The 24,987-nt window shown below is 65.6% G+C and carries 26 protein-coding genes; 11 read left to right on the top strand and 15 right to left on the bottom strand.

All coding sequences use genetic code 11. From position 1 onward, the window contains the following. The first annotated feature begins 26 nt into the window (after nt 1-26). The 8 genes from ubiD to GRB80_RS13290 all read left to right on the top strand — a co-directional run bounded on the left by ubiD (nt 27) and on the right by GRB80_RS13290 (nt 7,781). Nucleotides 27-1,490 carry a 4-hydroxy-3-polyprenylbenzoate decarboxylase gene (gene ubiD / locus GRB80_RS13315; RefSeq protein ID WP_132042819.1) on the top strand — a complete coding sequence of 488 codons (1,464 nt, stop codon included), beginning with the start codon at nt 27-29 and terminating at the stop codon, nt 1,488-1,490. 57 nt (nt 1,491-1,547) lie between these two features. Beyond that, nucleotides 1,548-2,327 carry an NAD(P)H-flavin reductase gene (locus GRB80_RS13310; protein ID WP_161423884.1) on the top strand — a complete coding sequence of 260 codons (780 nt, stop codon included), beginning with the start codon at nt 1,548-1,550 and terminating at the stop codon, nt 2,325-2,327. Further along, nucleotides 2,324-3,037: a dihydromonapterin reductase gene (folM, locus tag GRB80_RS13305; protein WP_161423883.1), complete on the top strand. Its 714-nt coding sequence runs from the start codon at nt 2,324-2,326 to the stop codon at nt 3,035-3,037. Before GRB80_RS13310 ends, folM begins: the two co-directional genes overlap by 4 nt. 115 nt (nt 3,038-3,152) lie before the next feature. After that, nucleotides 3,153-3,281, top strand: a complete 129-nt coding sequence (locus GRB80_RS16485) for a hypothetical protein (protein WP_272922912.1) — start codon at nt 3,153-3,155, stop codon at nt 3,279-3,281. Nucleotides 3,282-3,361: 80 nt separating this feature from the next. Further along, the gene (locus GRB80_RS16480) at nt 3,362-3,490 is read left to right on the top strand and encodes a hypothetical protein (protein ID WP_272922911.1); all 129 of its coding nucleotides are present in this window, start codon (nt 3,362-3,364) and stop codon (nt 3,488-3,490) included. 324 nt (nt 3,491-3,814) lie between these two features. Then, nucleotides 3,815-4,879, top strand: a complete 1,065-nt coding sequence (locus GRB80_RS13300; RefSeq protein WP_161423882.1) for a 3-deoxy-7-phosphoheptulonate synthase — start codon at nt 3,815-3,817, stop codon at nt 4,877-4,879. A 127-nt stretch (nt 4,880-5,006) separates the two neighbouring features. Beyond that, a complete protein-coding gene (locus GRB80_RS13295) occupies nt 5,007-5,519 on the top strand; it encodes a DUF3087 family protein (protein ID WP_132042811.1) in 513 nt (170 codons plus the stop codon). 138 nt (nt 5,520-5,657) lie between these two features. Next, entirely contained in the window at nt 5,658-7,781 is a 2,124-nt protein-coding gene (locus tag GRB80_RS13290; protein WP_132042809.1) for a PhoX family protein, read from the top strand. A gap of 65 nt (nt 7,782-7,846) precedes the next feature. Here GRB80_RS13290 and hemB read toward each other — a convergent pair whose 3' ends face one another. After that, nucleotides 7,847-8,857, bottom strand: coding sequence for a porphobilinogen synthase (hemB, locus tag GRB80_RS13285; protein WP_132042807.1), 1,011 nt, complete (start codon nt 8,855-8,857; stop codon nt 7,847-7,849). 203 nt (nt 8,858-9,060) lie between these two features. Here hemB and elbB point away from each other — a divergent pair, with 203 nt between their 5' ends. Beyond that, on the top strand, nt 9,061-9,723 hold the full coding sequence (elbB, locus tag GRB80_RS13280; RefSeq protein WP_132042805.1) for an isoprenoid biosynthesis glyoxalase ElbB: 663 nt from the start codon (nt 9,061-9,063) through the stop codon (nt 9,721-9,723). A gap of 123 nt (nt 9,724-9,846) precedes the next feature. Here elbB and tatC read toward each other — a convergent pair whose 3' ends face one another. The 13 genes from tatC to GRB80_RS13215 all read right to left on the bottom strand — a co-directional run bounded on the left by tatC (nt 9,847) and on the right by GRB80_RS13215 (nt 22,279). Beyond that, nucleotides 9,847-10,614, bottom strand: a complete 768-nt coding sequence (gene tatC, locus GRB80_RS13275; RefSeq protein WP_132042803.1) for a twin-arginine translocase subunit TatC — start codon at nt 10,612-10,614, stop codon at nt 9,847-9,849. After that, nucleotides 10,611-11,033, bottom strand: coding sequence for a Sec-independent protein translocase protein TatB (tatB, locus tag GRB80_RS13270; RefSeq protein ID WP_161423881.1), 423 nt, complete (start codon nt 11,031-11,033; stop codon nt 10,611-10,613). Before tatB ends, tatC begins: the two co-directional genes overlap by 4 nt. Before the next feature lie 6 nt (nt 11,034-11,039). Then, complete coding sequence (gene tatA / locus GRB80_RS13265; protein WP_132042799.1) at nt 11,040-11,312, bottom strand: Sec-independent protein translocase subunit TatA; 273 nt, start codon at nt 11,310-11,312, stop codon at nt 11,040-11,042. A 65-nt stretch (nt 11,313-11,377) separates the two neighbouring features. Then, nucleotides 11,378-11,713: a phosphoribosyl-ATP diphosphatase gene (locus GRB80_RS13260; RefSeq protein WP_132042797.1), complete on the bottom strand. Its 336-nt coding sequence runs from the start codon at nt 11,711-11,713 to the stop codon at nt 11,378-11,380. A gap of 40 nt (nt 11,714-11,753) precedes the next feature. Continuing rightward, a complete protein-coding gene (gene ubiB / locus GRB80_RS13255) occupies nt 11,754-13,376 on the bottom strand; it encodes a ubiquinone biosynthesis regulatory protein kinase UbiB (protein ID WP_161424353.1) in 1,623 nt (540 codons plus the stop codon). Then, nucleotides 13,376-14,014 (bottom strand): ubiquinone biosynthesis accessory factor UbiJ, encoded by a 639-nt coding sequence (locus tag GRB80_RS13250; protein ID WP_161423880.1) that lies wholly within the window; start codon nt 14,012-14,014, stop codon nt 13,376-13,378. Before GRB80_RS13250 ends, ubiB begins: the two co-directional genes overlap by 1 nt. A 7-nt stretch (nt 14,015-14,021) precedes the next feature. Further along, a complete protein-coding gene (ubiE, locus tag GRB80_RS13245) occupies nt 14,022-14,789 on the bottom strand; it encodes a bifunctional demethylmenaquinone methyltransferase/2-methoxy-6-polyprenyl-1,4-benzoquinol methylase UbiE (protein ID WP_161423879.1) in 768 nt (255 codons plus the stop codon). 93 nt (nt 14,790-14,882) lie between these two features. Then, complete coding sequence (locus GRB80_RS13240; RefSeq protein WP_132042793.1) at nt 14,883-15,266, bottom strand: gamma-butyrobetaine hydroxylase family protein; 384 nt, start codon at nt 15,264-15,266, stop codon at nt 14,883-14,885. Nucleotides 15,267-15,487: 221 nt separating this feature from the next. Further along, entirely contained in the window at nt 15,488-16,810 is a 1,323-nt protein-coding gene (gene hslU, locus GRB80_RS13235; protein ID WP_132042791.1) for an ATP-dependent protease ATPase subunit HslU, read from the bottom strand. Between the two features lie 10 nt (nt 16,811-16,820). Beyond that, nucleotides 16,821-17,354 (bottom strand): ATP-dependent protease subunit HslV, encoded by a 534-nt coding sequence (gene hslV, locus GRB80_RS13230; RefSeq protein WP_132042789.1) that lies wholly within the window; start codon nt 17,352-17,354, stop codon nt 16,821-16,823. 146 nt (nt 17,355-17,500) lie between these two features. Further along, complete coding sequence (locus GRB80_RS13225; RefSeq protein ID WP_132042787.1) at nt 17,501-18,223, bottom strand: SPOR domain-containing protein; 723 nt, start codon at nt 18,221-18,223, stop codon at nt 17,501-17,503. A 3-nt stretch (nt 18,224-18,226) separates the two neighbouring features. Further along, a complete protein-coding gene (gene argS / locus GRB80_RS13220) occupies nt 18,227-19,912 on the bottom strand; it encodes an arginine--tRNA ligase (protein ID WP_132042785.1) in 1,686 nt (561 codons plus the stop codon). A 150-nt stretch (nt 19,913-20,062) separates the two neighbouring features. Further along, nucleotides 20,063-22,279: a primosomal protein N' gene (locus GRB80_RS13215; RefSeq protein ID WP_337194369.1), complete on the bottom strand. Its 2,217-nt coding sequence runs from the start codon at nt 22,277-22,279 to the stop codon at nt 20,063-20,065. A gap of 199 nt (nt 22,280-22,478) precedes the next feature. Here GRB80_RS13215 and rpmE point away from each other — a divergent pair, with 199 nt between their 5' ends. Further along, nucleotides 22,479-22,691: a 50S ribosomal protein L31 gene (gene rpmE / locus GRB80_RS13210; RefSeq protein ID WP_132042781.1), complete on the top strand. Its 213-nt coding sequence runs from the start codon at nt 22,479-22,481 to the stop codon at nt 22,689-22,691. A gap of 185 nt (nt 22,692-22,876) precedes the next feature. Then, on the top strand, nt 22,877-24,145 hold the full coding sequence (locus GRB80_RS13205; protein WP_132042779.1) for a malic enzyme-like NAD(P)-binding protein: 1,269 nt from the start codon (nt 22,877-22,879) through the stop codon (nt 24,143-24,145). A gap of 73 nt (nt 24,146-24,218) precedes the next feature. Here the strand turns inward: GRB80_RS13205 and GRB80_RS13200 are convergent, their stop codons facing one another. Further along, on the bottom strand, nt 24,219-24,878 hold the full coding sequence (locus tag GRB80_RS13200) for a DUF481 domain-containing protein (protein ID WP_309663446.1): 660 nt from the start codon (nt 24,876-24,878) through the stop codon (nt 24,219-24,221). Nucleotides 24,879-24,987 lie beyond the last annotated feature (109 nt).

Below are 24,987 nucleotides of genomic sequence, written 5' to 3'. Positions count from 1 at the left end.
CGTCATTCTGGGATCGGGAAGTCCGAATGAAGTACAAGGATCTGCGCGAGTTTATCGCTGCCCTGGAGGCTCAGGGAGAGCTCAGGCGCATCAGCGCCGAGGTGGACCCCTACCTCGAGATCACCGAGATCTGCGATCGCACCCTGCGCGCGGGGGGGCCGGCCCTGCTGTTCGAGAACGTCAAGGGCCATGATATGCCGCTGCTGGGCAACCTCTTCGGTACGCCGCGCCGAGTGGCCCTGGGCATGGGCCAGGAGTCGGTTGCCGCCCTGCGTGAGGTAGGCGAGCTGCTCGCCTTCCTCAAGGAGCCGGAGCCTCCCAAGGGCTTTCGTGATGCCTGGGACAAGCTGCCGATCTTCAAGCAGGTGATGAGCATGGGGCCCAAGAGCGTGCGCTCGGCTCCGGTGCAGGCGCTGGTCTACGAGGGGGATGAGGTCGATCTTGACCGTCTGCCGATTCAGCACTGCTGGCCCGGTGATGCCGCACCACTGGTCACCTGGCCGCTGGTGATCACTCGGGGGCCCCACAAGAAGCGCCAGAACCTGGGCATCTATCGGCAGCAGAAGCTCGGCAGGAACCGGCTGATCATGCGCTGGCTCTCCCATCGCGGTGGGGCGCTGGACTTTCAGGAGTTTCAGCAGGCACACCCCGGCGAGCCCTTCCCGGTGGCGGTGGCGCTGGGGGCCGACCCGGCCACCATCCTGGGTGCGGTGACCCCGGTGCCCGACTCGCTCTCCGAATACGCCTTCGCGGGGCTGCTGCGCGGCTCGCGCACCGAGCTGGTCAAGTGTGGCCATGTCGACCTGGAGGTGCCGGCCTCGGCGGAGATCATCCTCGAGGGCTTCATCTACCCCGATGACATGGCGCCGGAAGGCCCCTATGGCGACCATACCGGTTACTACAACGAGGTCGACAGCTTCCCGGTATTCACGGTGACGCGCATGACCATGCGCGAGAATGCCATCTATCACTCCACCTATACCGGACGTCCCCCCGATGAGCCGGCGATCCTGGGCCTGGCGCTGAACGAGGTGTTCGTGCCGATCCTGCGTCGACAGTTCCCCGAGATCGTCGACTTCTATCTGCCACCGGAGGGCTGCTCCTATCGCATGGCCGTCGTGACCATGAAGAAGCAGTATCCCGGTCATGCCAAGCGGGTGATGATGGGGGTCTGGAGCTTCCTGCGCCAGTTCATGTACACCAAGTTCGTGGTGGTGCTCGATGACGACATCGATGCCCGCGACTGGAAAGATGTGATCTGGGCCATCACCACGCGCATGGACCCGGCCCGCGATACCGTGATGGTGGAGAACACTCCCATCGACTATCTGGACTTCGCCTCGCCCGTCTCGGGCCTGGGCTCCAAGATGGGCCTGGATGCCACCAACAAGTGGCCCGGCGAAACCGACCGAGAGTGGGGCGAGCCCATCGTCATGGACGAGGCCGTCAAGGCCCGCGTCAGCGAGCGCTGGAACGAGCTGGGCATTTAGCTTCCTGATACACGCTCCCCCGACAACAAGACCCCCTGACATGCGTACGAGGATTTCATGACGCCAAGGATCCTGACCTGCCCGGTCACCGAGGTCGAGGACCTCAGCCAGGACGTATTTCGCGTCCGGCTCGACGGACGCGCCGAGGCGGCCGCCCACGACCCTGGCCAATACCTGGAGCTCAAGCTCGCCGAGGAGATCTGGGTGCCGTTCTCCATTGCCAATGCCTGGCGTGGCGACGGCGAGATCGAGCTGCATATCCAGCACTGGCCGGAGCGTGATAACTCCGTGCGGCTGCGCGAGATGGTCAAGGTGGCCAACCGCCTGACCCTGCGCCTGCCTGGCGGTGACTGCGTGCTCGACCCCGACAGTCGGCGGCCGTTACTCCTGATCGCCGCCGGTACCGGCTTTGCCCAGATGAAGGCGCTGGTCGAGGGGGCGCTGGCCGCCGACCCCGAACGCGAGATCGCCCTGTGGTGGGCGGCGCGCGAGGAGCGTGATCTCTATCTGGAGAGCCTGCCCCGAGAATGGGCCGAGGCGCATCGCCACTTTCACTTCCATCCGGTCACCGAGGTGACCCCGGCGCTGCCCTGGTCCGGCGAGCGAGTAGTGGGGCATCACGGCCGCATCGACCAGGCGCTGGCCAATGGGCTCGAGGATGTCTCGGGCCATGATGTCTACCTCTCCGGCTCACCGGGCATGGTCTACGCCTGCGTCGATGTGCTGGCCTCGCTGGGCCTGTCGCCCTCGCGGGTGTTCTCCGACGTGTTCGCCTATGCGCCCCGCGACCCCATCGTGCCCACCGCGGGCAGCCTGCGGCGTGAGGCCGGTGCATGAGTGCCTCACCGATACTGATCACCGGTGGCGCCCAGCGGCTGGGTCGCCACTGCGCCGAACAGCTGATCAACGACGGCCATCCGGTGATCATCAGCTATCGTCGCGAGCGCCCCGAGCTCGAGGCGCTGCGCGAGCGAGGCATCGTCACCCTGCAGGCCGACTTCTCCAGCGAGGCGGGTATCCTCGACTTCCTTGCGCGGCTCAAGCGCGAGACAGCGTCGCTGCGTGCCATCGTGCATAACGCCAGCGACTGGGCGCCCGACTCCTGCGGGGAGGAGGCGGGGGCGACCTTCGAGCGGCTGTTCCGGGTGCATATGCTGGCCCCCTATCTGATCAACCTGCACGCCCGCGGGTTGCTCGAGGCGTGCAGCGAGCCCCAGCGCGATATCGTACATATGACCGATTACGTGGTGCAGAAGGGCTCCCGGAAGCACGCCGCCTACGCCGCCAGCAAGGCGGGGCTCGATAATCTGACCCTGTCGTTCGCCGCCATGTACGCCCCCGATATTCAGGTCAACGCCATCGCCCCGGCGCTGATCATGCTGGGTGAGGACGACGACGAGGCCTATGCCGAGAAGGCGCGCGCCAAGTCGGTGATGCAGAAGGTGCCTGGCCCCGGGGTCATCTATCAGACCCTGCGCTACCTGCTCGACAACCGCTATGTCACCGGCGCTACCCTGCCGGTGGACGGCGGTCGCCATCTGCGCTGAGCCTGCACATGGATCAGCAGAGTGCGACCATCGGCGCCGTGCCGGTGGTCGTCATCTTCGCTAGAATAGTGCCTTACCCTGACCCAATATCCTGACGCAATCGAAGGAGCGACACATGGCGGGACATGACGAGAACTTCAGCGACAACAGCGGCCTGCTGTCCATCATCATGGGCCTGATAGTGCTGGTGGCCATGAGCTGTCTGCCGGCCACCATCGGCTGGTACCAGTTGTTCGCCAGCTGAACCATTTGGCCTTTGGTGTGATGGGCCTTGTCAGCCCTGCCGCGATGCGGCACGATAAAGCGACTGCACAGGAGAGACCCATGACCGCATCCGCCACTCACCGCTTTCACCATCACGCCGCCAGCGAGCGTGTGGGATCGCTGTGCGCGGCCACAAGCGGTTTCTGGTATGGCTACTTTATGACCGGTGTGCCGGCGGCCATGTCCTGAACGCGCAAGAGACGACATCGCCGGAGGCACACCCCCCCAGGGCCGCCTCCACCAGAACCCCCGGACGGCAGCCCCGCCCGGGGGTTCTGCGTTCCTGGGTGCCCGAAACCATCACGGCCACGTCGCCCGACAGCACAGTAGATATCGAGGAGAGAATCATGAACGCATCCATCGCCATCCGCCAGACCCTATGCTGCGTGGGCTATTACGGCTACTGGCGATTTAGCGAGCTGCGGTCGGCTCACTCCGCCACATCCGACCGTAGCGAAATCGGTGGCATCCGACAAACACGATGTATGACCGCTACCCGGAGTTGATGACGTCATGAATGCTACTCTTGCCGCCGCCCCCCTGAACGATTCCCTGCGCCCCGCCGCCCATCCCGCTCGAGTGCTGCCCACGCCCGGCGACCTGTGCCGTGAGCTACCGCTCTCCGCTGACCTGAAGCGTCGCGTCGAGAGCCAGCGCCAGTCCGTGCACAATATTCTTGCCGGCCACGATGATCGCCTGCTGGTGGTGGTCGGCCCCTGCTCCATCCACGACCCCCGGGCGGCCCTGGAGTATGCCCAGCGGCTGGCAGAATTATCGGCACGAGTGGAAGACCGCCTGCTGCTTGTCATGCGGGTCTATGTCGAGAAGCCGCGTACTACCGTGGGGTGGAAGGGGTTGGCCTATGATCCTGGCCTCGACGGCACGGGGGACATGGCCCGCGGCCTCGAGGTCTCGCGCCGGCTGATGCGCGATGTTTCGGCACTGGGCCTGCCGGTGGCCACCGAACTTCTGCAGCCGATGCTGGCGCCCTATCTGGAGGATCTGCTCTCCTGGGTGGCGATCGGCGCCCGTACCACCGAATCCCAGCTGCACCGTGAGCTGGCCAGTGGACTCGCGGCGGTGGTGGGCTTCAAGAATGCCACCGGCGGTGATATCGGTGTAGCCCTGGATGCCATGCGTGCCGCGGCTCATCCCCATAGCCATTTCGGCATGGATAGCGAGGGGCGGCCGGTGATCCGCGATACCGAGGGCAATCCTTACACCCAGTTGGTGCTGCGCGGCGGTCACGGCGAACCCAACTATCAGGCACATCATGTTCAGGCGGCTCGTCGCGCCCTGGAGGAGGGTGGTCTCTCCCCGCGGCTGATGGTGGACTGCAGCCACGCCAACGCACGCAAGGATCATCGCCGCCAGAGCGAGGTGCTGCTCGACGTGCTGGCACAGCGCCAGGCCGGCGAGACGGCGATCACTGGAGTGATGCTGGAGAGCCATCTTCACGAGGGTAAGCAGGCGCTGGAGCCGGGGCGCTTGCGCCACGGGGTGTCGGTCACCGACGCCTGCATCGGTTGGGAGACCACCGAGCATCTGCTGCTCTCCGCCGCCGAGCGGTTGCGTTGAGAGCGTCTCCTCGCGGGCCTTTCCCCGGATCGGCCCCGAGCGATATGGGTGACGGCTTACGCTGTACCACCGATAACGATGACGGGATAATGCCGGCCATCACCGATTCGCCAACCAGGAGTCCAGCATGTCGTTTCACTTCGAGGAGCACGACCCCGAAACCTACCGCCGCAAGGGGCGCCTGATCAGCCTGGCCATGGCGGCCCAGCTGGTCGTCTTCGGGCTGCTGTTTTCCCAGTTGCTGCAGGCCGCCTTCGACGGCGGCTTCTGGCTCAATGTGCTGGGGGTGGTGCTGGGTCTGGTATCGACCAGCCTAGTATTTGCCGTGGTGCGTGAGCGCCCCTGGATGGCGGAAGTGCGCTATGCGTGGCAGCTCAAGCATCACCTCGCTCGGGTCAGCGGCTATCTGCCGGGGCTGCGGCGTGCCTCCAAGGAGGGCAATGATACCGCCCTGGATCTGCTCGCGTTTTACCACCAAGGCATGCTGCAGCTCGCCGACCTCAACGGTCGCACCCTGGATGATGATGGCGAAGCCGTTGCCGAGCGCATGAGGGTGCGTCAGGCCCGAGAAGAGCGGGGCCTGCCCGAGCGCGTCGAGGGGTTCGATCCCCACGACCTCGCTGCCTTCCGCAAGGGGTAGCTCTAGCATGCCCGCCTGTCAGGCGGCCAAGATGTCACCTCTCTATCGGCGGTTCATCGTACTGTCACCCCGTTCGCCTAGCCTGACCTCGTTCCCTGGAGGCGCCTGACGCTTCCCCCATCCGACGAGGAAAGCAGCATGAGCAAGGAAATCGAGGATCACCGCGTCCTGAACCCCAGCGGCAACGAGCCCTTCGCCTCCGTTCTCGAGCGTCATGTCACGCGGCGCAGCGTGATGCGTGGCGGCCTGGGGCTGGCGGCCGCCTCGATGCTGGGTTTCGGTGGGGCCGCTCGGGTGCTGGCTTCGAGTGTCGACCAGAAGACGCCACTGGCCCTGGCCTTCGAATCGGTACGCGGCTCGCGCACCGACGCCGTGGTGGTGCCGCCGGGCTATACTGCCCAGGTGCTGGTGCCCTGGGGCACATCGCTCGCTGAAGAGACCCAGGAGTGGCATGACGATCTGCCCATGACCGCGGAGCGTCAGGCCACCAGCGTGGGCATGCACCATGATGGCATGCATGGCTTTGCGCTGGATGAGTCGACGGCCTCCCGGCGCTTCGTGCTGGCGCTGAATAACGAGTATATCGACCAGCAGGCGCTGTGGGCGCCTGAGGGAGGCCCGACCAATGCCGAGGAGGGTGTCCGCCCCGCCGAGGAGTCGCGCACCGAGATCAATGCCCACGGGGTGACCCTGGTGGAGGTAGAGGCGTCCGCCGATGGCCACTGGCACCATGTGCCTGGTTCTCCCTATAACCGTCGGCTTACCAGTGCTTCCGTGATGGAACTCGCCGGACCGGTCGCCGGCAGCGACTATGTGCGCACGCGCTTCTCGCCGGAGGGCAGGCTTGCCCGCGGCACCAACAACAATTGCGGCAACGGCTTCACGCCCTGGGGCACCTACCTGGCCTGCGAGGAGAACTGGCCGAATATCTTCGTCAATACCGGCGAGCGCTTTCGGGACGATGCTCGCATTGGAATCCCTACACAGCGCTCCCGCTATGGTTGGGAGACCTCGGCGGGTGACTCCTCCGAGCAGAACGACGAGTTTGCCCGCTTCGATATCACCCCGCGGGGCGCCGATGCTCGCGATGACTATCGCAACGAGGCGCGAACCTTCGGCTATCAGGTGGAGATCGATCCCTACGACGGCTCTCGTCGCGCCGTGAAGCGCACCGCCCTTGGCCGCTTCCGCCACGAGGGCTGCTGGCTCGGCAAGCTTGAGCCCGGCAAGCCGGTGGTCTTCTACTCCGGCCATGACGCACGCAACGAGTATATCTACAAGTTCGTCTCCGCCGCCGCCTGGGAACCGGCCGATGCCAACCGCCCAGGCGAGGCCTACGACCGGCTGACCATCGGGGCCAAGTACCTGGACCACGGCGTGCTGTATGCCGCGCGCTTCGATGCCAACGGTCGAGGAGAGTGGTTGCCATTGACCCCGGAGGCGCAGACCGTTGACGGCCGCCGCCTCCACCAGGCCCTGGGGCTGGCCGCCGACGATCTGGCAGGCATCATCATCAACACCTGCGACGCCGCCGATCTGATGGGGGCCACGCCCATGGATCGTCCCGAGTGGGCCAGCGTGGACCCCGCCTCCGGCGAGGTCTATATCACCCTGACCAACAACAGCCAGCGCACCGGGGAGGGGAGCGAGGCGACCTTCACCAATGGCGGCGGTGCGGTCGAGGAGCCCGGTGTGGGGTTTGCCACCGCCCCGACCAACCCCGCCAACCCGCGACCCGACAACGGTGCGGGACATATCATCCGCTGGCGGGAGGGCGATGGAGTGACTCGCTTCGCATGGGAAGTGTTCGTCTTCGGGGCGGCAGCCGCCGATAGCGACAATCTCTCGGGGCTGACCGAGATGAATCAGTTCGCCAGCCCCGATGGCCTCTGGTACGACGACCGTGGTGATGGGCAGGGGATCCTGTGGATCCAGACCGATAACGGCTACGCCGGGGTCGCCGAGCATACCAATGATCAGCTGCTGGCGGTGGTGCCGGGGGCCCTGGGGACGGGCGGCGAGCAGGCCGTGATGACTGCCGATAACCAGCAGCACCTCAAGCGCTTCGCGGTGGGACCCAATGGCTGCGAGGTCACCGGGATCTTCGCCACCCCGGACAGGACGGCGCTGTTTATCAATATCCAGCATCCAGGCAACTGGCCGGCCTCGGAGGATGCCACCGAGCAGGCCCAGGGTAGTGTGCGGCCCCGGGCGTCTACCGTGGTGATTCAGAGGCAGGATGGCGGGCAGATCGCGGTGTAGCGCGAGTCGGCAGGTCATCGGCGTCGGCCGGGGGGGGGTTGCCCGGAGGCCGACGCCTGACGCCGCTACTGCTCGGTGAGCAGTCGTGCGGCCCGCTTGGCGAAGTAGGTCAGCACGCCGTCGGCGCCGGCGCGCTTGAAGCACAGCAGGGATTCGAGGATCACGCTATCGGCATCCAGCCAGCCGTTCTCGAAGGCCGCCATATGCATGGCGTACTCGCCGCTGACCTGATAGGCATAGGTGGGTACCTTCAGCTCATCCTTCACCCGACGCACCACGTCGAGGTAGGGCATGCCGGGCTTTATCATCACCATGTCGGCACCCTCGCTCAGGTCCATGGCCACCTCATGCAGTGCCTCGTCGCCATTGGCCGGGTCCATCTGGTAGGTGCTCTTGTCGGCCTTGCCCAGGTTGGCGGCGGAGCCCACCGCATCGCGGAAGGGGCCGTAGTAGCGCGAGGCATACTTGGCGCTGTAGGCCATGATGCGGGTATTGACCCGCTGTTCCTGCTCGAGCACCTGACGAATCTCGCCGATGCGGCCATCCATCATGTCCGAGGGTGCCACCACGTCGGCACCGGCCTCGGCGTGGGAGAGCGCCTGCCTGAGCAGCGTCTCCACGGTGCGGTCATTCTGCACATAGCCCTGCTCGTCGAGGATGCCATCCTGGCCGTGGCTGGTGTAGGGGTCCAGGGCCACATCGGTGATGATGCCCAGCTCGGGGAGAGCCTCCTTGAGGGCCCGCACGCTGCGTTGCACCAGGCCGTCGGGACTATAGGACGCCTCGGCCAGTTCGCTCTTCAGCGAGGCATCCACGACCGGGAACAGGGCCAGGGCGGGAATGCCCAGCTCGAGTGCTTCGCGGGCCTCCTCGATCAGCAGGTCCACCGAGAGTCGCTCGACACCCGGCATGGAGGGTACCGGTTCGCGCTGGCCCTCGCCCTCCAGGACGAAGACCGGCCAGATCAGGTCGGCCGGCGTCAGCACATTCTCGCTCATCAGACGGCGCGAGAAGGCATCGCGGCGCATGCGGCGCATGCGAGTGGCGGGAAAGTGGCGTGGGGTCGTGAAGCTCAAGATCGTCTCTCCGGCTCTGGCGCCACCGACGGAAGTCCGGCGCTCTTTGATGACTTGGATGGGAATGGACGGCCCATGAGTATATCAGTGTGGCCTGGTGCCGAAAGGCTTGCCTTGTCGCACCCGAGGGATGGCTCTAGAGTGTCATATTCGATTATTGGTCCTGTCGCTCGTTGGCAGGCGACTTCTGCAAGGAGATAGGCATGAGCAAACAGGTGGCGGTGATCCTCTCGGGCTGTGGTGTCCATGATGGCGCCGAGATCTACGAGACCACCCTGACGCTGCTGCGGCTCGACCAGCTGGGTCTGGGCTATCGCTGCTTTGCCCCGGATATTGCCCAGCATCACGTCATCGATCATCGAAGCGGTGAGGAGGTGGAAGGCGAGACGCGCAATGTGCTCAGTGAGTCGGCTCGCCTGGCGCGGGGTGATATCCAGGCGCTGGACGAACTGGACGCCGACGAGTTCGATGCGGTGATTCTGCCCGGAGGTTTCGGTGCCGCCAAGAATCTTTCCAGCTTCGCCCTGGATGGCGCCGAGATGCGGGTACTCGATGAGCTCAAGGAGACGCTGCAGGGCTTCCATGAGGCGCGCAAGCCCATCGGGCTGATGTGCATCAGCCCGGTGATGGTGCCCAAGCTGCTCGGTACAGGCATCGCCGTCACCATCGGTCAGGATCCCGGGGTGTCGGGTGCCATCAGCGCCATGGGGGGCCTGCACCGCAGCTGCGGCGTCGAGGATATCGTGGTCGACTTCGAGCACCGGGTGGTCACCACACCGGCCTATATGCTCGCCACCCGCATCAGCGAGGCCGCCACCGGCATCTTCAAGCTGGTCGACAGGGTCGACGAGCTGATGGATCTCTGACCCGGCGTGCCGGGAGCCGTAAGCTTGTAGAGCGGCGCTTCGCGCCTGGAAGCTGGAAGATAAATCGCCCCCATGGCGTTGCCATGGGGGCGATCTGTTCTAGGCTGCGGACCAGCTTCCAGCTTACGAGTCGTCCTCCACCTCGCGCCGCTCCTTCTTGCGTCGGGCCAGGCGGCCGAACAGCAGCCCCACCTCGTAGAGCAGATACATGGGGATCGCCAGCAGGCTCTGGGAGATCACATCCGGTGGGGTGAGCAGCATGCCGACCACGAAGCAGCCAAGCACCACATAGGGACGCTTCTTCGACAGGCTCTCCACCGTGGTGGCGCCCGAGGCGATCAGCAGGAAGGTGGCGATGGGGATCTCGAAGGCCATGCCAAAGGCGAAGAACAACTTCAGAACGAAGTTGAGGTAGGCATTGATATCGGTCATCACCGTCACGTTCTCCGGCCCGGTCTGGGTGAAGAACTCGAACAGCAGCGGAAAGACCGCGTAATAGGCGAATGCCGCGCCGGCGTAGAACAGCAGCACGCTGGAGGCCAGGATCGGGATGGCCAGGGCCTTCTCGTTGTCGTAGAGGCCCGGGGCCACGAAGGCCCATGCCTGATGCAGGACATAGGGCACGGCGATAAACACGGCCGCCACCAGGGTCAACTTGAAGGGGGCCAGGAAGGGCGAGGCGACTTCGGTCGCGATCATCTGTGATCCTTCCGGCAGCAGCGCCATCAGCGGCTGGGCCACGAAGAGGTAGATGTCGTTGGCGAAGGCGTAGAGGCCGAGGAAGATCACCAGCACCGCCACCACCGCGCGCAACAGACGCGAGCGCAGCTCGATCAGGTGCTCGATCAGCGGGGCCTGGTGCTGTTCCGGGCCGTCACCGGGGTTGCTCATCGTTGTGGGGCGTCCTTGTCGACGGAGGAGGGCTGGGGAGCGGCGTCAGCGTCGGCGGCACCCTCGCGGGCGCGTGCCAGGGCATCATCCAGGCGCTGTTCCGGGGATGATGCGGGCGCCTGCTGAGGCGGCTTCACGGCATCGTGGGTCCTATCCTCGGACTTGGCGAGGCCCTCGACGCCGTGTTTCACCCGGGAGACGCTGTCGTCCAGCTTCTTCTGCTGCTCGTCGAGCTTCTGGCGCAGCTCCTCCGCCTCCAGCTGGGCGCTGATCTCGCGCTGCATGCCGGAAACGGTTCGCTTGATCTTGCCGATCCATAAGCCCAGGGTGCGCGCCGCCTTGGGCAGCCGCTCCGGTCCCAGCACCAGCAGGCCTACCACGCCGAGCAGCAGGAGTTCGAGAAAGCCGATATCGAACATGGCGGTTTATTTGCGCTCTTCTTGTTCCTCGGGCTTTCGCTCGGCCTGAACGTCGTAGGTGTTGGGCGCTTCCTTGTGGTCGACGCGGGCCTGTGCTTCGCTCTCGGCGCCGCTCTTCTCGTCCTGCTCGCCCTTCTCTTCCTCGCTCATCGCCTTCTTGAAGCCTTTCACGGCGCCACCCAGATCGGTGCCGACGTTGCGCAGCTTCTTGGTGCCGAAGATCAGAATGATGATGCCGAGTACGATCAGCAGCTGCCAGATACTGATGCCACCTAACATTAGTGCTTCCTCTTGTTGGGGGTTCCGGCTCACCCGGAACGGCCAGTGATGTCGTGTCCAGCGGGTTATGGCTCGCGTGCGGCCTTCTCGTCGTGGCCGGAGATGCCGAAGCGACGAGCCAGTTCGTCGAGTAGTGCACCATGCTCGAGCCCGAGATGCGACAGCATCACCAGGCTATGAAACCACAGGTCGGCGGTTTCGGCGATCAATGCCTGACGTTCGGCGTCACCGCCGTCCTCAGCGTCCTTTGCCGCAAGCAGGGTCTCGGTAGCCTCTTCGCCGACCTTCTCGAGTATCTTGTTCAAGCCCTTGTGATGCAAGGCAGCGACGTAGGAGTCTGCTGGATTGGCCTCGCGACGTTGATCCAGGACAACCTGAAGCCGCTCAAGAATATCGCTCATCGATGACGTCTCCGTGAAAAAAGGGGGGCGTGAAACGGGGTCAGTACCAGGCCAGCAGTACCAGCCCGATGGCAGTGGCGACCAGCGCCGGCCAGGGTTGGCCATCGGCCCATTCGACCAGAGGCTGCCAGGCCATGGCCAGCGCCACCAGCAGCAGGCCCAGTCGCAATCGGCGATGACGCCTCCCCTGGCGTTCCAGCTGATATTGGATGCCCCCCAGGGCCTCGCCCTGGCGCCGGCGCTGACGATTTTCCAGCTCGGCCTGAGCCAGCGCCTGGTGGGCCAGGGTTGGCAGCTCGGGCAACTGGTGGCTGAGCTCGGGGGCGTGACGCTTGAGAGAGGCCCATAGCCCCTTTACCCCGGCGCGCTCCTGCATCCAGCGCTCCAGATAGGGCTTGGCGGTCTGCCACAGGTCCAGCTCGGGATAGAGCTGACGCCCCAGGCCTTCGATATTGAGCAGGGTCTTCTGCAGCAGGACCAGCTGGGGCTGTACCTCCATGTCGAAGCGACGGGCGGTCTGGAACAGGCCCAGAAGCACCTGGCCGAAGGAGATGTCCTTGAGCGGTTTCTCGAGGATCGGCTCACACACGGTGCGAATCGCCGCGGCAAACTCGTTGGCGCGGGTGTGCTCGCCGACCCAGCCCGATTCGATATGCAGCGCCGCTACCTCGTAGTAGTCCTGATGGAAGAAGGCCAGCAGGTTGCGGGCGAGGTAGTCCTGATCCTCGCGGGTCAGGCTGCCGACGATGCCGCAGTCGATCGCGATGTACTGGGGGTCGTGGGGGTGCTTGCGGGAGACGAAGATATTCCCCGGATGCATGTCGGCGTGGAAGAAGTTGTCACGAAACACCTGGGTGAAGAAGATCTCCACGCCGCGCTCGGCAAGCTTCCTGAGGTCGGTGCCCTGGGCCTCGAGTGCGTCGATATCGGCGACCGGCACGCCATAGATACGCTCCTGAACCATCACCCGTTGGCGGGTCAGCTCCCAGTGAATGGCGGGCACATAGAGCAGTGGGGAGTCCTTGAAATTGCGCTTGAGCTGGGAGGTGTTGGCGGCCTCCTTGTGCAGGTCGAGCTCGTCGAACAGGGTGGTCTCGTAGTCGCGCACCACCTCTACCGGACGCAGGCGTCGCGCCTCGGGCACGAGGCTCAGCAGTCGCGCGAAACGGTAGAGCAGGGCCATGTCCTGGCGCATCACCCGTTCGATGCCGGGGCGGATGATCTTGACGACGACCTCCTCGCCGCCGTGCAGCCGGGCACCGTGTACCTGGGCGATCGAGGCCGAGGCCAGCGGCTCGGTGTCGAACCGGGCGAAGGCCTCGGTCACCGATAGCCCAAGCTCCGCTTCCACCACCTCTCGGGCCTGTTGGCCGGGGAAGGGGGGGACCTGGTCCTGTAGCCGCTTGAGCTCGTCGGCCACGTCCTCGGGCAACAGGTCGCGGCGGGTGGAGAGTACCTGGCCGAACTTGATGAAGATGGGACCCAGCGACTCGAGGGCCAGGCGCAGGCGCTCCCCGCGTGAGCGCTCACCGATGGGGACCAGTCGCAGCGGCGAAAGCCTGAACAGGGTCCGCAGCGGCCAGGGAAGACGCTCGAAGGGCAGCAGGGTGTCGAGACGGTAGCGGGTGATCACCCACAGGATGCGCAGCAGACGCAGCAGGATCATGCCGTCACCCTGTCCGCCAGGCGCCGGTGCAGGCGGGCCAGGCGTGCCTCGAGGCGGTCGGAGGCTACCTCGAGCTCGGTAAGGTGGTCGCGCAGCACCTCGAGCTGAGGGCGGCCCGGCAGCAGGCGCGCCTCCTCGACCAGGTACTCCGAGAGGTCGGCATAGAACTCGTCGCGGGAGCGCAGCCCGAAGCGGCCCAGGCGGCGCAGACCCTCGGCCAGGCTGTGGGCCGGGATATCCCCGAGCCAGCGGGCCAGCTCTCCTTCCCAGTCCAGGTCGAGGTCCAGCAACAGGTCGCGGGTAGCTTCCAGCAGCGGGATGCGGCCACGCACCGCCAGACGTCCCTGGAACATCAGACGTTCCATGGAGGCGCCGCCAAGCAGGGCACCGAGGCTCTCGGCGTCAAGCTCGACCACGGCATCATGGTCCTCCTCGGCGCCGCCTTCGGCGCGCAGCAGGTCGAGGCCACCGGGATGGAAGTGGATGGCGAGTGCCAGCTCGGGGTTCTCGAGACGCAACAGCAGGCGCTGGCCCGCGAGGCGGGCGAGACGTGAGGGCGCCGCCGGGTCACGGGCCAGCAGGGCGTTCAGGGTTCTCTCGGCGGCGGCGAGCAGCAGGGTCGGGGTCACGGCCATGCCCACCTCAGAGCTTTATGCCGCGGTGCAGGGCCACGATGCCCCCGGTCATGTTGGTGTACTCCACCCGCTCGAGGCCGGCCGCCTCCATCATCGACTTGAGTGTCTCCTGATCGGGATGCATGCGGATCGACTCGGCCAGGTAGCGGTAGCTGTCGGCATCGCTGGCCACCACCTGCCCGATTCTCGGCAGCAGACGGAAGGAGTACTCGTCGTAGGCACGGGTCAGCAGGGGGTTGCGCGGCTTGGAGAACTCCAGCACCAGCAGTCGGCCGCCCGGCTTGAGTACCCGGGTCATCGAGCGCAGGGCGGCATCCTTGTCGGTCACGTTGCGCAGGCCGAAGGCGATGGTGATGCAGTCGAAGGTATTGTCCGGAAAGGGCAGGCATTCGGCATTGGCCTGGACATACTCGACATTGCCGCCCACGCCGTGGTCGAGCAGCTTGTCGCGGCCGACGCGCAGCATCGACTCGTTGATATCGGCCAGGACGACACGTCCGCGAGGCCCCACCGTGCGCGAGAACTTCAGCGTCAGATCGCCGGTGCCGCCGGCGATGTCGAGCACACTGTGCCCCGGGCGCACGCCGGCACGCTCGATGGTCAGGCGCTTCCAGAGGCGGTGGATGCCGAACGACATCAGGTCGTTCATGACGTCGTAGCGAGCCGCCACGGAGTGAAACACATCGGCGACCCGGGAGGCCTTCTCGTCGAGAGGCACTTCCTGGTAGCCGAAATCGGTGGTCTGCTGGTCCCTGGAGCTGGAGTTGGCGCTCATGCGATGGGGCTCCCGAATCGCTGCATGGGAGAGGTCAAGGCCTCGGATGGGCGCCATTGTAGCCTCCCGCAGCGGCGATTGTCTTGACGCGGGTTACAGCTGCTTGATTTCTATGCCCAGTGGCTCGCGGCTGGCGCCGGCCGCCTCCAGACGCTGGAGATAGTCGGCCCAGTTGGCCTCGCGGTGGTTGATCAGCCACCACAGGTAGTCCCAGCTGAAGAGGCCACTGTCGTGGCCATCATCGAAGTGCAGCTTGAGGGCGTAGCGACCGGCAGGCGTGATGTCCTTGAGGCCGACGAACTGCTTGCCCGTCTGCAGGGTCTCCTGGCCCTTGCCATGGCCGCGTACCTCGGCGGAGGGTGAGAAGACCCTCAGGTACTCGATGGCGAGCCGGTAACTCTGGCCATCGGCATAGCCGAGCTCCAGCTCACGGGCCTTGCGATGGTAGTGAACATTCGCGGGAATAGGGGCGGTCATGGGCACCTCCTGTGAGCTTGAAGCTGGAAGAGCGCCGCTTCGCGGCTGGAAGCTGGAAGCGTCTGGTTACGCCGAGAATGGGAAGAGAGCCCGCTTTGCAGGCTTATGCCTGGGGCTGGAAGACAAACTCTGGCTCCAGAGTTAGCGGGGGCATGATGTCTTCCAGCTTCCAGCTTCCAGCTTCCAGCTTATGGCTTATGGCTTATGGCTTAAAGCTGGGGTTACAGGATATACCGCGACAGATCCTCGTCCATCGCCAGTTCGCCGAGCTGGGAGTCGACGTAGGCCGCGTCGATGGTCAACGGGGTGCCGATATCGCTGCCCTGGAAGGAGGCCTCCTCCAGCAGTCGCTCCATCACGGTGTGCAGGCGGCGTGCGCCGATGTTCTCGGTGCCCTCGTTGACCTTCCAGGCGATCTCGGCGATGCGCTCGATACCGTCTTCGGTGAAGGCGACCTCCAGCCCCTCGGTGTTCAGCAGTGCCTGGTACTGTTTGGTCAGCGCTGCGGAGGGCTCGGTGAGGATGCGCTTGAAGTCATCCGGGGTCAGGGCGTTGAGCTCGACGCGGATCGGCAGGCGGCCCTGCAGCTCCGGAATCAGGTCCGAGGGGCGCGACAGATGGAAGGCGCCGGACGCGATAAACAGCACATGATCGGTCTTCACGATGCCGTACTTGGTCGAGACCGAGGAGCCCTCGATCAGCGGCAGCAGGTCGCGTTGCACGCCCTCGCGGGAGACTTCGCCACCGCTGGACTGGCCGCCGCCCTTGCAGACCTTGTCGATCTCGTCGAGGAAGACGATGCCATTCTGTTCCACCGACTCGATGGCGCGGGCCTTGATCTCCTCCTCGTTGACCAGCTTGCCGGCCTCCTCGTCGCGCAGCACGGCGAAGGCATCCTTCACCGCGATGCGGCGCGTCTCGGTCTTCTGCTTGCCCATGCCCGAGAAGAGGCTCTGTAGCTGACTGGTCATCTCCTCCATGCCCGGCGGGGTCATGATGTCGACATTGGGCCCCTGCTGGGAGACCTCGATATCGATCTCCTTGTCGTCGAGCTGCCCTTCGCGAAGCTTCTTGCGGAAGATCTGGCGGGTGGAGCTGTCGTGGCGGGGCTCGTCTTCCTGGCCCCGGGGCGGTGGCAGCAGGGCATCGAGGATGCGCTCTTCGGCGGCATCCTCGGCGCGATGCGCGACCTCCTCCTTGGCCTGTTCGCGAACCAGCTTGATGGCCGCCTCGGTAAGGTCGCGCACGATCGACTCCACGTCGCGGCCCACGTAACCCACTTCGGTGAACTTGGTGGCCTCGACCTTGATGAAGGGGGCACGGGCCAGCTTGGCCAGGCGGCGGGCGATCTCGGTCTTGCCGACGCCGGTGGGACCGATCATCAGAATGTTCTTGGGCGTCACTTCCTGGCGAAGATCGCCGTCGAGCTGCATGCGCCGCCAGCGATTGCGCAGGGCAATGGCCACGGCGCGCTTGGCATCCTGTTGGCCGATGATGAACTGGTCCAGGGCGTGAACGATCTCGCGGGGGGTCATCTGGGTCATGGTGTCGGCCTTAGCCCGCCTTGGCAGGCAGCTCCTCGAGGGTGACGTTATGGTTGGTGAACACGCAGATATCGCCGGCGATCTCGAGCGACTTCTCGGTGATCTCGCGGGCTCCGAGGTCGGTGTTCTCGATCAGGGCACGCGCCGCGGCCAGGGCGAAATTGCCACCGGAGCCGATGGCGATGATGCCGCCCTCGGGTTCCAGCACATCACCGTTGCCGGTGATGATCAGCGAGGCGTCCTTGTTGGCCACGGCGAGCAGCGCCTCCAGGCGGCGCAGGGCGCGGTCGGTGCGCCACTCCTTGGCCAGCTCCACGGCGGCCTTGACCAGGTTGCCCTGATATTTCTCCAGCTGGGCCTCGAAGCGCTCGAAGAGGGTAAAGGCATCGGCGGTGCCGCCGGCGAAACCGGCCAGCACGTCGCCGCGGTAGAGGCGCCGCACCTTGCTGGCGTTGCCCTTCATTACGGTGTTGCCTAGTGAAACCTGGCCGTCGCCGGCCAGCGCTACCTGGTCACCGCGGCGCACGGATACGATCGTCGTCATGGAGGGGACTCCTTGGGGGAGCGGGTCAACGGCTCCCGATGACTTTCGGCGCCCTGCGGGCGCCGTAATGGATCTGTCTGGTGGGAGTAGGTGTGGGCGTGGCGCCAGAAATTCAAGCGGGCAGCGTGCAGATGGGGCGTTCCTGCTCAGTTGTTGAGCTGGATAAGCAGTGGCTCGATGCCCTGGGTGGTCATCAGGTCCTGGGCGCGCGACAGTTCTCGGCGGTCCTCGTAGGGTCCCACCTGAACGCGGTGCCAGGTCTGACCGCCGCCTGCCTTGACCTCGCTGACCTGCGCCAGCAGGCCGAAGTCACGTAGCCGACTGCGCAGCTGCCGGGCATCGCTGGCCTCGCGGAAGGAGGCGGCCTGTAGCATATAGCGCTGACCCGAAGCGTTGGTGGCGGTCGTACTCTGCTCAGTCGACCTCCGGCGGTCGCCGGCCTGATTGGCGGCGATCACCTCGGCGATCGGATCGTCCGCGGGAGCCGAGTCAGCATTGGTTGCGACCTCCGCCGCCGGTGGCGGGGTCGCCGTGGAGGCGGGCATCTCCCCGCCGGGGGCGATCACCTCGGACTCCGGCAGCAGGGTATAGAACTCGAAGGTCGGCATCGGCGGCTCGCTGGGCTCCGCGGGTGGCGCTGGTGCGCTCTCGGGCGAGACGCTCCGCGGCAGTACCGTGGCCAGCGGTGAGTCCTCTACCTGCCAGGGTGCCACACCGTGCTGGTGTTGGGAGAGCAGGAAGCCGGCCACCAGGCCGGCCAGGCCCCATATCCAGCCGGGAAGACGCCATTCGCGACGGGGCTTCTTGCTGGGCTGGCGCCGGTTGTTGGTGGCGCCGCGCTTTTTCGCAGGCTGCTTGCGAGTCGCCATGGGTTACATTTCCTCCGGGGCGCCGACTCCCATCAGCTCCAGGCCGTTGCGCAGCACCTGGCGGGTGGCCAGGCCCAGGGCCAGGCGGGCGTTGCGCAGGGCGTCATCCTCGACCATTACCTTCACCGCGTTGTAGCAGGTGTGGAAGTCGGCGGCCAGATCGAGGAGGTACTGGGCGATCTGCTGAGGCTCGCGGGCGGCGGCCGCGTGTGTCACCGCTTCGGGGAAGCGGGCCAGGCGGTTCAGCAGCGCCTTCTCCTGGTCCTCCTCCAGACGACCCAGATTGCCCATGGCCAGGGCGTGGTCGAAGGGCAGTCCGTCATTCGTTGCACGACGTTCGACGCTGCACACCCGGGCGTGGGCGTACTGCACGTAGTAGACCGGGTTGTCGTTGGACTGCGAGCGCGCCAGGTCGATATCGAAGGTGAGCTGGGAATCGGCTCGTCGCGCGGCCAGGAAGAAGCGGGTGGCATCGCGCCCCACCTCGTCGATCAGATCGCGAACGGTCACGTAGCTGCCGGCGCGCTTGGAGAGCTTCACCTCCACGCCGGAGCGGGTCACCATTACCATCTGATGCAGCACGTAGTCGGGCCAGCCCTTAGGGATGCCGGCTTCCAGGGCCTGCAGACCGGCGCGTACCCGGGTCACGGTGGAGTGGTGGTCGGCCCCCTGTTCGTTGATCACGGTGGTGAAACCGCGCTGCCACTTGTCGAGGTGATAGGCCACGTCGGGCAGGAAGTAGGTGTACTGACCGTCGGTCTTGCGCATCACCCGGTCCTTGTCATCACCGAAATCGGTGGTGCGCAGCCACAGGGCGCCATCCTGCTCGTAGGTGTGGCCATTCTCGACCAGACGCTCGACGGTCGCCTCCACCTTGCCGTCGCGGTAGAGCGAGGACTCGAGGAAGTAGACGTCGAAGTTCACGCCGAAGGCCTTGAGGTCGAGGTCCTGCTCGCGGCGCAGATAGGCCACGGCAAACTCCTGGATCGCCGCCAGGTCGTCCGGGTCGGCCTTGGCGGTAACGTGGCGGTCGTCGGCATGCACGGTCTCGCCACCCAGGTAGGCATTGGCCACATCGATGATATAGCCGCCGCGGTAACCGTCCGCCGGCCAGCCTTCATCCTCCGGGCCGAGCCCCTTGACGCGGGCCTGTACCGAGAGCGCCAGGTTGGTGATCTGGGCGCCCGCGTCGTTGTAGTAGAACTCGCGGGTCACATCGAAGCCGGTGGCTTCGAGCAGGCGACAGACGCAGTCGCCGATGGCCGCCCCGCGACCGTGGCCGACATGCAGCGGCCCGGTGGGGTTGGCGGAGACGAACTCCACCTGCACCTTCTGCCCCTGGCCGGTGAGGCTGCGTCCATAGGCATCGCCCGAATCGAGCACCTGGCGGACCACCTGGGCGGCGGCGTCGGTGGCGGCGAAGAAGTTGACGAAGCCGGGACCGGCGATTTCGACCCGGCTGACCGCCGGGCTCTCGGGCAGGGCGGCCACCAGGATATCGGCCAGCTCACGGGGCTTGCGGCCGGCTGGCTTGGCCAGCATCAGTGCCAGGTTGGTGGCGTAATCGCCATGCGCCTTGTCTCGGGTGGGATCGACCTTGATGGTCGGGGCGAGGTCGGCGGGCAGCACGCCCTGCTGCCTGAGGGAGTCGAGGGCGTCCTCGAGCAGCGCAACGATGGTCTCTTTCATGGGGCGTTGGATGTCCTGTGGCGTCGGGGTGAGCGGCCGATGAACCGGCGATAAAGAGGCGCTCGCCCCGGCGTGGGCATGGAAATGGAGCCCTGAGCGGGCATGGCCGGCCATTATCGGCAATTGTGGGGCGGCTTTAAAGGGCAGGCTTCAGCTGAGCGTCTGCGGATCAATATCCAGCGACCAGCGTACCCGGCGGGCTTCGGGGGTGGCCTCCAGCCAGGCGGTGAGCCAGGCGCCGGCCTCGTGAAGGGCGCTACGCTTTTCGGCGCCGAGCATCAGCTGCAGATGATAGCGACCCTGGCGCCGCTCCATGGGGGCCGGCACCGGGCCCAGGCAGTCCACCGTCAGCTGGCGTTCGGCCAGCCAGGCCCGCAGTGCGGCGGCGGTGCGGCGGCCCAACTCGCCGGCGGCCTCTTCCCTGGCACTTTCCAGGCGCAGCAGGGCCAGGAAGCGGAATGGTGGCAGCGCGGCGGCGCGTCGTTCTTCCAGGAGGCGCTCGGCGAGGGCGGCATAACCGCGCTCGGCCAGCAGGCGCAGGTGAGGGTCGTCGGGATGCATGGTCTGGACCAGCACTCGCCCGGGGTGGGCGGCACGACCGGCGCGGCCGGCCACCTGCACCAGCAGCTGAGCACCCTGCTCAAGGGCGCGGAAGTCACTGGCATAGAGGCCGGCGTCAGCATTGACTACCACGACCAGTGTGACATGAGGCAGGTGGTGTCCCTTGGCGAGCATCTGGGTGCCCACCAGCAGGCAGGGGTCACCTCGGCGAACCTCGGTCAGGGCCTGTTCGAAGGCGTCGCGACGGCGGGTGCTGTCGCGATCGATGCGGTGCACCGGCACCTTGGGGAAGCGCTCGGCGAGAGTCTCCTCGGTGCGCTCGGTGCCACTGCCCAGCGGCCGCAGGTCGATGCTCTGGCACTCGGGACAGGCGTCGGGCAAGACGCGGCGGCGATCGCAGTGGTGGCAGGCCAGTAGCGGCGGCTGGCGATGAAGCGTCATGCGCGCGTCGCAGCTGTCGCACTCGGCCAGCCAGCCGCAGGCATGGCAGGCCAGGGTGGGCGCGAAGCCGCGGCGATTGATGAACACCAATACCTGGTGGCCGGCGTCGAGGGTCTCCGAGATCGCCTCCAGCGCCGGTGGGGCCAGGCCACCCAGGCGAGGGCGCCCCCGCAGGTCGAGCAGCTCCAGGCGCGCGGGGGCGTGGCGAGTAGCGCGCCGGGTCAGTGGCAGGTGACGCCACTCGCCGCGGTGCGCTCGGGCCAGGCTCTCCAGCGAGGGCGTGGCGCTGCCCAGCAATAGCGGGATACGGTGGTGATGGGCGCGGGCCACGGCGAGGTCTCGGGCATGGTAACGCAGCCCATCCTGCTGCTTGTAGGAGGCGTCATGCTCCTCGTCGACGATTAGCGCACCAGGGCGGGCCAGAGGGGTGAAGATCGCCGAGCGGGTGCCGACCACGATGGGGGCCCGGCCGCTGGCCGCGGCCTCCCAGGCATCCAGTCGCTCATGCTCGGTGAGCCCCGAGTGCAGGGCGACCACCGGTACTCGGAAGCGCTTGCGGAAGCGTGCCAGGGTCTGGGGGGTGAGTCCGATCTCCGGCACCAGTATCAGCGCCTGGCGGCCGCGTCCCACGACCGCTTCGATCAACTGCAGGTAGACCTCGGTCTTGCCGCTGCCGGTGACGCCCTCCAGCAGGCAGGGATGGTAGCCATCGAGCCGCTCGTGGAGCGCCGAAAGAGCATGAGCCTGCTCGCGGTTGAGCGGCAGCGCAGGGCTGGCCAGCAGATGGTCAGGGTCGGGGAGGGGCGCGGCGGTGAGGGGTTCTTCGTGACGCTCGACAAGCCCCTTGGCGGTGAGAGCCTTGAGCTGGTCGCGGCTGAATGACTGGGCGAGGATCGCCTGACTGACCAGGCCGTGGGGGTGCTGGCGCAGCATCTCCAGCAACGCCGCCTGGCGTGGGGCACGGGGCAGGGCGTCGCTCCCCGCGGTGTGTCCCGCCTGGGTAAGCGCCCAGCGCTCGCGTGTGCGTGGGGCCAGCGCACGTCCCTGACGCAGCAGGACCGGCAATGCCTGGTGCAGGGTGTCGCCCAGTGGGTGTTGATAGTAGCGTGCGGTAAAGCGGCACAGCCATAGCCAGTCCGGGGGCAGCGGGGCGTCGTCCAGGCAGGCAGTGACTCGCTTGAGGGCAGTCAGCGGCAGGTCACTCTGCTCGCGACACTCCACCACGATACCGACCACCTCGCGGCGACCGAAGGGCACTCGCACTCGTAGCCCCGGCTGCCAGCCGCAGGCCGGAACGTCGGGGGCTGGGCGGTAGTCGAACAGGCGATGCAGTGGCGAGGGAATGGCGACGCGTAGTACCCGCAAAATTGGTGAACCTGGCAATTGGCCTCCGGCGGCGACTCTGGTAGTATGCGGCGCTCCCCGGCGCCTGGTCGGCGACGAGGGGTTCCGGTGATCCCATGATTGTTTGGCAATCAATAGTGTTGCTCGTCAATCGATAGACAACCGTGTGCGGTGCCTGGCAGCGGATCAGGTGGCGGCATACAGCGCAACGAGGCTCAAGATGAAACAAGGTATCCACCCCGAATACAAGACGATCAGCGCAACCTGTTCCTGCGGCGCCACCTTCGAGGTCGGCTCCACCGCCGGTCGCGATCTGGAACTGGACGTCTGCTCTCAGTGCCATCCCTTCTATACCGGCAAGCAGAAGCAGGCCACCACCGGTGGTCGTGTCGAGCGCTTCAACAAGCGTTTCGGCGCCGCGCTCAAGCGCTGATCGTGACCGATGTCGGTCAGCCGTCACGAGAACCCGCCTTCCTGGCGGGTTCTTGCGTTTTGGCGACAAGGTGCCGGCAACGGCGTCAAACGAGCGTCCAGCAGGCGCTTCGTGGGGCGCTGTTCAGTTGTGGAATATTTTTCTATACTTGTTGAACAAGTCACCCTTCCTGATGGATCTCGAGCATGACTGATGCAAGACAGGCGGCGCTGGACTACCACGCAAAACCCATTCCCGGAAAACTCTCCATCGAGCTCACCAAGCCTACCGCCACTGCCAGGGATCTGGCACTGGCCTACAGCCCCGGCGTGGCCGAGCCGGTGCGCGAGATCGCTCGGGACCCTGAAAATGCCTACCGTTACACCGGCAAGGGTAACCTGGTGGCAGTGATCTCCGATGGGACTGCCATCCTAGGCCTGGGCAATCTCGGGGCGTTGGCCAGCAAGCCGGTCATGGAAGGCAAGGGAGTGCTGTTCAAGCGCTTCGCCGGTATCAACTCCGTGGATATCGAGGTCAATGCCGAAAGTCCTCAGGCCTTTATCGATACCGTGGCGCGCATCGCCGATACCTGGGGGGGAATCAACCTCGAGGATATCAAGGCGCCAGAGTGCTTCGAGATCGAGCGCACGCTCATCGAGCAGTGCAGCATCCCGGTGTTCCATGATGACCAGCATGGAACCGCCATCGTCACCGCGGCCGGCATGCTCAATGCCCTGGATATTGCCGGAAAGAAGCTTTCCGAAGCGAAAATTGTCTGCATGGGGGCTGGCGCCGCGGCCATCGCCTGCATGAAGCTACTGGTCTCCTGTGGTGCTCGCGCCGAGAATATCGTGATGCTCGATCGCAAGGGCGTGATCCATAGTGGGCGAGAGGATCTCAACCAGTACAAGGCGATGTTTGCCGTGGAGACCGACAAGCGCACCCTCGATGATGCCATCGATGGCGCCGACGCCTTCGTGGGACTTTCCGGCCCAGGGCTGATGAGTGCCGATCATTTGCGCAAGATGGCCTCGAACCCGGTGGTGTTCGCCTGCACCAATCCGGACCCGGAAATCCACCCCGATGTCGCTCACGAGACCCGTGATGATGTGATCATGGCCACCGGTCGTTCCGACTATCCCAACCAGGTCAACAATGTACTGGGTTTCCCGTTCATTTTCCGCGGTGCCCTGGATGTTCGGGCCACGCGAATCAACGAGGAGATGAAGGTGGCGGCGGTGCACGCGCTCAAGGACCTGGCGCGGGAGCCGGTGCCCGGAGATGTGCTCGAGGCCTATGGCAAGGAGAGCATGAGCTTCGGTCGCGACTACATCATTCCCACGCCGGTCGATGTACGCCTGCTGGACCGGGTGACCTCCGCCGTCGCTCAGGCTGCCGTGGACTCCGGTGTGGCGCGCAAGCCCTACCCCTCCCATTACCCGCTGACCGCAGTGGATGACATCTACGGAGCATGAGCCTCTGAGTACTCGCCACCGCCCATGACGACGCCGGCCCTCGAGCCGGCGTCAGTATTTATGTGTTACTGGATTACCAGTCGTAGAGAATGGAGGCGCTGGTGGTCTCGTCGGTACGTGCCTCAGCGTCCGCCGGAGGGCGCGAGGTATCCTTGATCTCGTGCGACAGCTTCAAGGCCAGGTGTGAGTTTAGCCGAGCGGTGAGTGACGAAAGTGAGCGTGAGGTGGTGTTGTCGTCAGTGGCCTCCACCGACAGCTCTTGCTCCAGACTCGCGGTCTTCGAGAAAGCCCATTCGTAGGCCATCGCGCCATATGCCACGCCCAGCGAGGCGTTCTCCTTCCCCTCGATGCGGTCGTAGCGATAGCCCGGTCCCGATTCCAGTGAAAGTCGGTGACGCTCGTCGTCGAGCAGGTCTCGTCCATAGCCGGCGATGGTGGTGAATTGCTGGTCATAGCCGCTGAAGCGGTCTCTCTCTCCGCGAGCGAAGCCAAAGAGGTAGTGGGGGCCTTCGAGGTCAAAGCGTTCGCGACCGGCCACCAGGTACTGCTCGGCGCTGGTGTCGCCATCACGGCTGACATTGCGTACCTCGCCGCGCAGGGTGTGAGTCCAGTTGTCGGTAAACCAGGTGAGTCGGCCCTTGGCGATCAAGGTCTGGCTGTCGGTGTTGCCAGACATATGGGTGTAGCCCAGCTCGGTGCTGCCGCTGAAGGCCTCGTCGTCCTCTGTGGGCAAGGGCGGAGCATAGAAGGGGCTGGAGTGCACCTGGCCCGCAATTGCTAACAGGCCGAAAAGCGCCAGCCATACAGATGTGCAGGACCGAAACGCAGAATGCGGCATGGTC

The organism is Halomonas icarae, from assembly GCF_009901955.1.
Taxonomy (GTDB): Bacteria; Pseudomonadota; Gammaproteobacteria; order Pseudomonadales; family Halomonadaceae; genus Halomonas; species Halomonas icarae.
Note: the sequence above shows the minus strand (reverse complement) of the source record. Positions and strands in the feature narration are given on the sequence as shown.

Excerpts from the sequence above, each read along its gene's own strand:
- ubiD (WP_132042819.1), top strand. The coding sequence starts at position 27 with ATGAAGTACAAGGATCTGCGCGAGTTTATCGCTGCCCTGGAGGCTCAG.
- GRB80_RS13310 (WP_161423884.1), top strand. The coding sequence starts at position 1,548 with ATGACGCCAAGGATCCTGACCTGCCCGGTCACCGAGGTCGAGGACCTC.
- folM (WP_161423883.1), top strand. The coding sequence starts at position 2,324 with ATGAGTGCCTCACCGATACTGATCACCGGTGGCGCCCAGCGGCTGGGT.
- GRB80_RS16485 (WP_272922912.1), top strand. The coding sequence starts at position 3,153 with ATGGCGGGACATGACGAGAACTTCAGCGACAACAGCGGCCTGCTGTCC.
- GRB80_RS16480 (WP_272922911.1), top strand. The coding sequence starts at position 3,362 with ATGACCGCATCCGCCACTCACCGCTTTCACCATCACGCCGCCAGCGAG.
- GRB80_RS13300 (WP_161423882.1), top strand. The coding sequence starts at position 3,815 with ATGAATGCTACTCTTGCCGCCGCCCCCCTGAACGATTCCCTGCGCCCC.
- GRB80_RS13295 (WP_132042811.1), top strand. The coding sequence starts at position 5,007 with ATGTCGTTTCACTTCGAGGAGCACGACCCCGAAACCTACCGCCGCAAG.
- GRB80_RS13290 (WP_132042809.1), top strand. The coding sequence starts at position 5,658 with ATGAGCAAGGAAATCGAGGATCACCGCGTCCTGAACCCCAGCGGCAAC.
- elbB (WP_132042805.1), top strand. The coding sequence starts at position 9,061 with ATGAGCAAACAGGTGGCGGTGATCCTCTCGGGCTGTGGTGTCCATGAT.
- tatC (WP_132042803.1), bottom strand. The coding sequence starts at position 10,614 with ATGAGCAACCCCGGTGACGGCCCGGAACAGCACCAGGCCCCGCTGATC.
- tatB (WP_161423881.1), bottom strand. The coding sequence starts at position 11,033 with ATGTTCGATATCGGCTTTCTCGAACTCCTGCTGCTCGGCGTGGTAGGC.
- tatA (WP_132042799.1), bottom strand. The coding sequence starts at position 11,312 with ATGTTAGGTGGCATCAGTATCTGGCAGCTGCTGATCGTACTCGGCATC.
- GRB80_RS13260 (WP_132042797.1), bottom strand. The coding sequence starts at position 11,713 with ATGAGCGATATTCTTGAGCGGCTTCAGGTTGTCCTGGATCAACGTCGC.
- GRB80_RS13250 (WP_161423880.1), bottom strand. The coding sequence starts at position 14,014 with ATGGCCGTGACCCCGACCCTGCTGCTCGCCGCCGCCGAGAGAACCCTG.
- ubiE (WP_161423879.1), bottom strand. The coding sequence starts at position 14,789 with ATGAGCGCCAACTCCAGCTCCAGGGACCAGCAGACCACCGATTTCGGC.
- GRB80_RS13240 (WP_132042793.1), bottom strand. The coding sequence starts at position 15,266 with ATGACCGCCCCTATTCCCGCGAATGTTCACTACCATCGCAAGGCCCGT.
- hslU (WP_132042791.1), bottom strand. The coding sequence starts at position 16,810 with ATGACCCAGATGACCCCCCGCGAGATCGTTCACGCCCTGGACCAGTTC.
- hslV (WP_132042789.1), bottom strand. The coding sequence starts at position 17,354 with ATGACGACGATCGTATCCGTGCGCCGCGGTGACCAGGTAGCGCTGGCC.
- GRB80_RS13225 (WP_132042787.1), bottom strand. The coding sequence starts at position 18,223 with ATGGCGACTCGCAAGCAGCCTGCGAAAAAGCGCGGCGCCACCAACAAC.
- argS (WP_132042785.1), bottom strand. The coding sequence starts at position 19,912 with ATGAAAGAGACCATCGTTGCGCTGCTCGAGGACGCCCTCGACTCCCTC.
- rpmE (WP_132042781.1), top strand. The coding sequence starts at position 22,479 with ATGAAACAAGGTATCCACCCCGAATACAAGACGATCAGCGCAACCTGT.
- GRB80_RS13205 (WP_132042779.1), top strand. The coding sequence starts at position 22,877 with ATGACTGATGCAAGACAGGCGGCGCTGGACTACCACGCAAAACCCATT.